Origin of the sequence: Dictyobacter arantiisoli (assembly GCF_008326305.1) — a bacterium.
In the GTDB taxonomy this organism is placed as follows: Bacteria; Chloroflexota; Ktedonobacteria; order Ktedonobacterales; family Ktedonobacteraceae; genus Dictyobacter; species Dictyobacter arantiisoli.
Genome location: NZ_BIXY01000151.1, coordinates 1 through 7228, shown reverse-complemented (window position 1 = coordinate 7228; position 7228 = coordinate 1). Strand labels below are relative to the sequence as shown.

4 protein-coding genes are annotated in these 7228 nt (G+C 45.4%); all 4 read right to left on the bottom strand.

Features of this window, described 5'->3' with window-relative positions; translation table 11 throughout:
• Positions 1 to 181: 181 nt before the first annotated feature.
• The 4 genes from F1593_RS26800 to F1593_RS26785 all read right to left on the bottom strand — a co-directional run bounded on the left by F1593_RS26800 (position 182) and on the right by F1593_RS26785 (position 7074).
• Positions 182 to 604: a hypothetical protein gene (locus tag F1593_RS26800; RefSeq protein WP_149404620.1), complete on the bottom strand. Its 423-nt coding sequence runs from the start codon at positions 602 to 604 to the stop codon at positions 182 to 184.
• Between the two features lie 61 nt (positions 605 to 665).
• On the bottom strand, positions 666 to 2096 hold the full coding sequence (tnpC, locus tag F1593_RS26795; RefSeq protein WP_172632486.1) for an IS66 family transposase: 1431 nt from the start codon (positions 2094 to 2096) through the stop codon (positions 666 to 668).
• 14 nt (positions 2097 to 2110) lie between these two features.
• Positions 2111 to 2809: a 3'-5' exonuclease gene (locus F1593_RS26790; RefSeq protein ID WP_235932722.1), complete on the bottom strand. Its 699-nt coding sequence runs from the start codon at positions 2807 to 2809 to the stop codon at positions 2111 to 2113.
• Between the two features lie 5 nt (positions 2810 to 2814).
• Complete coding sequence (locus F1593_RS26785) at positions 2815 to 7074, bottom strand: DEAD/DEAH box helicase (protein WP_172632485.1); 4260 nt, start codon at positions 7072 to 7074, stop codon at positions 2815 to 2817.
• Positions 7075 to 7228: the final 154 nt, after the last annotated feature.

The following is a 7228-nucleotide window of genomic DNA, read 5'->3' as shown; positions in this document are numbered from 1 at the left end:
GGAAAGAAGCTAAAAGAAACCATCGTACCATTATATCGACTTCGTTGGGCCTTGAGCCGGCTCTGGATTGAGCATCATCCATTCTTTTCTCTTGCTTTTTCTACCACCCCGAATTGTTCGAACCGATGTTCGAACAATTCGGGGTGACCCGTGTTAACTGAGCAACCTCTTTGATCTTATGCTAGAGGTCTATAGTATTTTGCGTTTCTATCTCTACATAGAGATTTTGTGGTGCTTGCAACAGCTCTTTCTCTCTAGGCTTAGCAAAGCTTTCCCTATCTCCTACAAAGAACAAACGTTGCTTCGCCCGCGAGGCACTCACATAGAGCTTTTTACCCCATACTTTCTCAACACCAAGCACAAACACTGTTGCAAACTCTTGACTCTTTGCATAGGTAATCGTCGCTAAAATCAACTCCGTATGTTGTTGATGCTGATTCAAAAAGCTGCCAGAGCTCTTGATTGTATCTAATGTCTGTTGAATGGTACGGCTTGAGAACTTGTTCAGCACAATTCTAACTTGTTCCAATTTATCTTCTTGCTTCCCTAAAAGAGTAATGGGGCCATCACTCAATGCTTGCAATTCTTGCTGCAAAGTGCCCATAGTATCAGCAGGCCTATGCTTATTAATAATATTTGTAACTATTCAGGTCATCTAGAAGAGACTAGAAAGCGGGGGAAACAGGATGGCCAGCCAATTCCAAAGCCGTCAGCACATGGGCTCCTTGCTTGTGAAGGGTGGAGATGTAGCCACGAATACGGCAGAATGCTTCAGCACCCAAGGAACTGCGAAAACAGCCAGAAACCTTTTGCTGCACTTTGACCATACGAATATCCCGCTCTGCACGGCTATTATCAAAAGGCACGGCGAAATTCTCCAAGAACAACAGGACGGCATCCTGATGCTTGCTGAGCCGGTCGAGCAGATTGCGTGCGGTACTCTGTTTCCGTCGCCCTCGCTTGATCGCTTCCTCTTTGGGTGGGGGATCGAGGGGATTGGCCTGCTCCCCTGCTTGCAACACGGCGTGATACCGGGCTTTCCAATCAGCCAGTTCGCTGGGGTGCAACTGCCTCAAGCCGTGCTGCTGTGCCTCTTTGACTGCCTCGTTCATCGCCAAGAGAAGCCTTTTCATCTCACCGGCCCAAGCTTGGTGCTGCTCTTCGAACACGAAGGTCAGTTCACGGAGGTGATGGACATTGCAGAGTGCATGCTCACACGCATATTTCCAGTAGGTGGCCCAGCCATCATGCACGCTGACCCCGCGAAATCCGTTGAGGATGCCAATCGCATCCACGGCCTCAGCACCGCGTTTAGGATGAACCGCATAATGGGTCAACGCAGCGGTGGCCGCGACATGCATCCAGTGCCGTTTGCCCATCACGTAGAGTCCCGTTTCATCCTGGTGCATCACCTTCGCTTGCCGCAGATGGTCTTTGATTTGGACTTCGATCGGCTGCAAGTTGGCAGCACAGCGATCCACCAATGCTTTGAGCGTACCCACCGTCATTGCAGGGCCCATGAGATCCTGGAGGGTTTCGCATGCTCGTTCATAGGGCAAGAGTTGCTGCTGCACCAGGTAGACCGCCACGGCCCCCAAGGCCGGTCCGTACTGCACGGGAGCACGCACATCCTCAGGAAAGGTCGTGGCGGTGATCCGTTGGCAGCGTGGACAGCACTTCTGCTCGGTCTGGTGTTCAATGACCACGAGTCGTTTGGGAGGAAGATCGATCACTTGTCGACGTTCTTCCTGCACACACGCCATCCTTCGCAGGTCGTACCGACAATGCTCGCACTGCTGCACTTGGTAGCGAATGGTTTGATCAGGGTGCTTACTCAGAGACAGCGTGTTCCCATCGTGACCTGGCTGCCCTCCTGCTTTCTTCTCGCTTTTCTTGCGCAAGCTTTTCGGCTGGCGTTGGAAACGATCGGAGGAGGGCGGCAAGTGGCTATTGTGGCTATCTTTCGAGAGACGTGCTTGCAACGCTTGCACTTGCTTCAGCAATTCCGTCATCTGCTGTTGCATCTGACTCAATTGTTCATCTCGTATTGCCAGCAGTTCTCTCAACGCTTTATTTTCTTGTCGCAGGGAGATCAACTCTTCTTCTGGTGTCATGCCCTTACTTTACCCGATTTCTCTGTTTTCGACAAGCCCTTTTCTAGATGACCTGAATAGTTACTAATATTTAAGTGCAACTGCAATTGATATCTCTGAATGGGATCATTTGTAACCTGTGTAAGCAATTTTTCTGATGAAATGGTTTCAAACAGTGAAAGACCTTCATCACCAGCAAGCTGCATGATTTTACTGATTTGAGCTTTATCGAAATAAGGAACAATGTTATAGCGTAATAAGCGTTCAGTCTCCTCATCCAGTTGTTTATCAAGAATCAAGCGCGGGTAGACTAGCAAGTTCAGAACATAATGCAATTGATAGAGATAGCTATCTTTACCCATCAAGGCAAAAGCTACCTGCTTATCATATAAATACTGTTGTACTTCATAGAAAACATCATTGGTACTACAGATAAGCGCAATACTCTCTCGTTCAGAGCTAGAAAACTGCTTTATCTGATAGAGAATCTCATCCAACATATCTAGTGTATGATTGGTCTGAGAGTAAAGATAGGCAGGTTTAGGCCCATGCTTATCCATTGCAGAAGTGAAAGAAAGCTTCGACTGACCTTTTATGGTACTTCTCAAAAAGGAGGTCATATTCAGGATCTCCTGTGTAGAACGGAAATTATCTGTGAGTTGATGCCTCTGCCCAACGACTCCTTGATCAGTATTCAAAAAGCTATCGATCACCACTCCGCTCAAACTATTTTCCCAAATTGTTTTTCCTGTATCCTATCAAAACCAACATCCTGTACAAAGTCCCCAAAAGCCATAATGTTTTGTCGATCTTTACATACTATTCGTAAAAGGGCAGCTTTGGCAATTGTAAAATCTTGAAACTCATCAATGATAATATGTTCAAAATAGCGCTGGTAGGCACGTTGAATATCGGGATTGTTGCGCAGAATTGCAAGCGCAAAAACGATCTGGTCGTCAAAGGTATATTCATTGTGCAGCGCCATCACCTCACAAAATTTCACATAAATCGCATAAAGCTCGCCTATGGTACATCCACCCAGCGCATCTTTAATGATCTCTTTTAGTTCTTCAGCTGTTGGCGGATTACTAGGAAAAATGCCATGCTGGCGAAAACGATGGATAATCGCCACACAATGGTCCTCTAGAGCAGCATCACGACGATACGCTGGTGCAAATTGTGGTACATCCAAATCCGTTGACCACTTCCATGCCCCTGTCTCAATGAAAGCGTTAATATCACTACCACCAAGCCCTCTTAATGCCTCATGAACATATTCATATTCTTTACTTTCTATTTTCTGATCTGTTAAAGCACTGGAAGGTTGAGCATAGTAGGGTGTCCCATCTGGCTTACACAATAAATCATGATATTGCTTGAATATTTTCTCGCCAAAAGCATTGATTGTGGTGCTTATCGCTGCCGACCCCTCACTTTCCAGATCCTTGAGAGCATGAGCAATATGCGTCTCGGCACTCCTATAATGTGTTGTAACCAGGATATGATCAATGGGAGCACCACGGTTAACAAGATGCTTAATATGTTCCGCTAGAGTAGTTGTCTTACCACAACCCGCTGGTCCTTCAATAAAATGGACACCAGATTCTAGCTGGACAATCGTCTGCTGCTTCCTGGTGAGATCTGAACGAATAGCGTGCTGCACATGTTCCCGGATTGGTTTCGTCCCTCGAAAATATCGAGCAAACTGCTGGGCATAAAAATCCTTCTCAAGGTTCGTAGCAGCATGATCCGTCGTGCTCATTACATAATCACTCATCAGCTTGCGCTTATGCTTGGCATATATCTCTTGCAGGCGCAGGGATTGCAACTTGATATCAAGCTGCTCATCAGCAACTGGAGATTGTAATAAAGTAACATGTAATGCCTGACCTAAAGCTGGATCGCTGGTATACTTAATCAGTCCAAGCGTCTCTAAGAGCAATAACTGCTGATGGATTTTCCTGCGCTCAGCAAAATCGCAGCTATCATCCATCGCAAATAGATCGATTACATGCATATCATGACAATTTGTAGGATCATCCATAAGAGACGCGAGCAGTTGAACTGCCTCCTGCAACTGCAAAATAATCTTTTGAATGATTTCACTAATCAGCTTCTCAGGATCTCTGCCGAGCCAGAGTTGTAACTGATACTGCTCAATCTGGTTAAAACGGGTTGCTCGTTGAAAACGTTCAAACAGACGCAACGGCTCGGCAGCCCCAAGAGAGAGTTGAAAGAAGAACGTCATAAGTTGTTTAAATGGAACGGAACTAAAACCCATCTCCGACATTTTTAAACGCAGGTTGACAGTCAGGATCGCATTCCTTTTCAAAGCATCCAGGCGAGGAGCTTTATTGATCGCTGCTAACAACTTGTATGTCTCTGTGTTTAACAATTTTAACTTATCTTCCAGCTGTCTTATGGGGAAATTTAATTGAAACTGTCCACTACCTGCATACGCAATAATTCTTCTTTTAGCCAGGTTTTTCATTTCTTGCTCTACAAACATGAGTGGTTTATGCAAGCTATCTACAATTTCATAAGCAGAAATGTTGGTGAAATGCTTTGTCGAAAGGAGATAGGGTCCCTCTTGCTGAAAGAGTTGTAGCAAGAGCCATGATGGCGAACTTTCAGGGAGTTCAGCTTGTTGCGCAAGGTAGTCATGCTCAAATTTCACTTGCCACATATTCTGGACCATAGCCCCGCGTTCCAGCACAGGTCTATGCGTAACCTTATCAGTGGTATGATATTCCAGATAATATAACAGCGTTTTCACCTGTTCCTGATCCACCCCGGCACGCAAAGCAAGCTCGTGTTCATTCACTATGAGATGCTGTTCTGTCGCAGCCAACTGTACCCGCGATACACTCTTTTCATACTGTGACGGTAGAACAGAATGATCCTCATGTCTTTTATGGATCTCACAGATTGCTTTATACACATCACTGACTTCATAGTCAGTAAAACTATTCTTACTACTCAGAAAGCGCTGCTTTTCTAAATCAGTTGGATGAAAAAGCAGAATACATTCCGCTTGTACATTGCCTTCCCTAAAAAAAGCATCGCGTCCAGCACGGCCAGCTTCCTGATAATAGGCCTCAGGGGTCGCAGGCGTATGAAAGTGAATTACAAAACCCAACCTTCGAACATCAATACCCATCCCGAAGGCATTCGTGGACACAATCAGATCCAGACCGTCTTCGGCGTCGCTCGTAAATCTCTGTAAAATCTCATCGCGTTCCACCGCATCCATACCAGCATGATAAGCATGCACACGTAAGCCGTTAATTTTTTTGCTGAGATACTCAGCAACCTCCTCCGTCGTCTTTCGATATGCGCAATAGATCAATCCCCGTTGGCGCTTGCCTAACGCTTGTGACCAGCGCGGATAGAGATTAGGAAGCCCGCTTGATTGCTGTGTGCCATTTTGCAACAGACTCAACAGTTTCTTTTTCTTAAGCTCTGTTACCTGCTGATCTACAACATAACCCATTACCTGCGGAACATCTTTTCCACAAGCCGGACACTTTTTCATACCTTGATAATATGTATAAGATTGGTTGCAATGAAGACATTTTTTCTCATACGCGATATACTCAAAATGAAAGGCAAGTTCATCGCGTATCGATGAAGACATAACGATCTCATCTTCGCGTATTCTGAGTCCTAACTTATCGATAATATCGTATACAGTACTGGCCTGATCAGAAAGTTCTCCATTATTGGCATCTTTGTACCCCTTACGAGCAGTAGCCGTCAGTGCCAGGATAGGAAAATCTCGCTGCTGGTCGGAACATAATACTTTTTCGATCCACTTCTTCAGAGCAAAATAATCGGTTCGAAAATCATGCCCCCACTGGCTCAAACAATGCGCCTCATCAACAGCGATCAAGCCAATGTCACGATGCCTAAGAACCTCACGCAACTTTTGTGAAAAAATCTGTTCAGGTGCTAGATAGATAATTGAATACACACCTTTTTTTATGCCATCTAGATGCTCCTGACGCACCTCAGATGATAAAGTCGAGTTCAGTAAAATCGCAGAGAAAATACCTTTCTCGTTAAGCTGTTCCACCTGATTACTCATCAAAGCAATCAGTGGAGAGAAAACCAACGTCACTTTGGGTACTGCCTCTTCAGCCAGCACAATAGCCGGAAGCTGGAAACACAGTGATTTACCACCTCCGGTCGCGGCAATGACCAATTGATCTTTTTCAGGATGTGTAAGTACGGTACGCACAATCTCCTTTTGAGTTACCACATGAGATCGCTCATCAGCGGGCTCAAACTTTCTGAATGCATCCGCATCCCAGATCGTACGCAAAATCAAATGGAGATCAGCATCTGCAATATCTACCTGCGTATTGAAACCACGTTTCGCCAATATTTCCTTCAGCGTATACATAATATCCCGGGGGATTTTTTTATCATTAATTTGCTGCAAGACCTCTACCACTGCATCTTCACCAAGGACTGCCAACTCTTCATCGCGATAGACTTTTGATAGGAGGCTGCCATCGCAGATAATCTGCTCCTTCGAGTGAGATGAAAGGCGCATTTTAAGTTCAAGCAGAGCCTGAGGAAGGAGATAGGCATTAAACTGCCCACGTTTAGGATAGCGATGAGCAAAAACACGCATCTGAGCATTCACAAGAGGATCTCGACTATTTAAGAAACGCAATGGGCCACTGATCTCCAGATCAACAGGACGATCAAGAGCGGTCTGCCTTACATAGGGTGAAGCAAAAACTAACACACGTCGCTTGGGATCATCCAGGCGTTGATTTATTTTCGTTATACTCCATTTGAGCTGTGGAGCAAGCAATTGCCGCTCATCCTTGTAATCTGTTTTTTGAAATGTCTCAATCAACGCATCTACAATTACCCTATTATTCAACGTCACCAACAGTGAACGATCTTGCCCCTTGGCTTTGGAAGCAATCAAGGTCCCAACCTGCAACATCCATTTTCTACGCTGCAAAAATCCTGCCGGTGGCATTACATCTGGATGTTGTTTACGCTATGAATCACCCTACCCTACCCACCTCCAAAAGTTAATGAGTCATGCTGCCCACTCATGGATTTTCAAGCAGGCTGTGTTTGCATAAGGTGTTAAGCTGTTACTGACCATTACC